A 1,449-nucleotide genomic window follows, 5' to 3' on the forward strand; every position below is an offset into this window, starting at 1 on the left:
GTTGTGATCCATAGTTATTTCACCACCTTTCGAAAAAAGATAAAGGATGAAAGCAAAGAGATGCCCTAATCTTAGCAGCCAAAGGCAACCTCGCGCTCTATGAGCATCCACCAATGAAAAATAGCCCTTGCTGATGGCCTAATCAAAGGTGATGCAGTAATCGGTTAGCAAATTGACTGCTAAGTCAGGAAACAAGCTTTTTAAGCAACGGCCAAAAGGTCTTGCAGGGAGGAAGGGAATCTTCCCTCGCTAATCATCCTGATACTATTTTAGCATTAGGGCATCTCTTTACAAAAGAAATAATAAAAAAGAGCAAAAAACAAATTTTTAGTACCATTTTTTGAGTTTCATATCCATACATATTATACGAGGAGGAATATAGTGATTAATTTTGTCTCTTTTGGTGAGGTGTTGATAGACTTTATCTCTAAAGATTATGTAAAAGGGTTAAAAAATGCGACTTCCTTTGAAAAATTTTTAGGAGGTTCACCAAGTAACATAGCTGTTAACATCGCTAAGCAGGGGTTTAAATCTGCTGTAATTTCAAGGTTAGGTAGGGATCCTTTTGGAGATTTTATTCTTGAACAATTAAATAATTATAATGTAGATGTTCGGGGTATATCACAAGATGAACGTTTTCATACGGACATTGTGTATGTTTTGAAGTCTAAATCATCTCCTGAATTTTATCCATTAAGATCGGCCTCTTTAAATTTAGATATTGCCGAAACATATTTTGATATTGTTAAAAAAGCAAATATCTTTCATTTTTCTTCTTGGGCATTATCTTCCGATAAAAACTTGAAAAACACACTCAGATTGTTAAAAGTTGCCAAAAAGAATAATGTTTTAATAGGATTTGATCCTAATTATCGAGAGATATTGTGGAAAACATCTTTAGAAATAGGAGATGTTTTAAGATTGGTTATGCCATACGTGGATTTTATAAAACCTTCTTTAGATGATTGTGTACATATTTTCAAGGAAAATAAGAATGAAGAAGAATATATAAATATTTTTCATGAATGGGGAGTAAAAAATGTACTTCTTACATTAGGAGAAAAGGGGTTTATATTTTCTGATGGTAAAACGATTACTCATTTTGACTCTTATGCAAAAGAGGTAATAGACACAACGGGAGCAGGGGATGCATTTTGGTCAGGTTTATACATAGGCACAATTATAGGCATGGATGTTATAAAAGCGGCAAGATTAGGGAATGCCTTTTCAGCAGAAAAGTTAAAATATGTGGGAGCAATCTGTAATATAAAAAACTATAAAGAACTATTAAAAGAATATCTATAAGCTTTTGCCACGGTAATACCTATTAAAACATCACATTTATTGATGAGCAAACTACCCGCCTCGTTCATTGAGGCCCCTGTAGTGTACACATCATCTATAATAATAATATTCTTAGGAGGAGTTTGTAGTAATTTTATCTTATTT

At 33.1% G+C, this 1,449-nt stretch carries 1 protein-coding gene; it reads left to right on the forward strand.

The annotated features are described in order from the left end of the window. The first annotated feature begins 381 nt into the window (after window positions 1-381). Window positions 382-1,305: a carbohydrate kinase family protein gene (locus tag AD60_RS09145; protein ID WP_158248421.1), complete on the forward strand. Its 924-nt coding sequence runs from the start codon at window positions 382-384 to the stop codon at window positions 1,303-1,305. Window positions 1,306-1,449 lie beyond the last annotated feature (144 nt).

Source organism: Petrotoga sp. SL27 (assembly GCF_002924605.1).
Classification (GTDB): domain Bacteria; phylum Thermotogota; class Thermotogae; order Petrotogales; family Petrotogaceae; genus Petrotoga; species Petrotoga sibirica.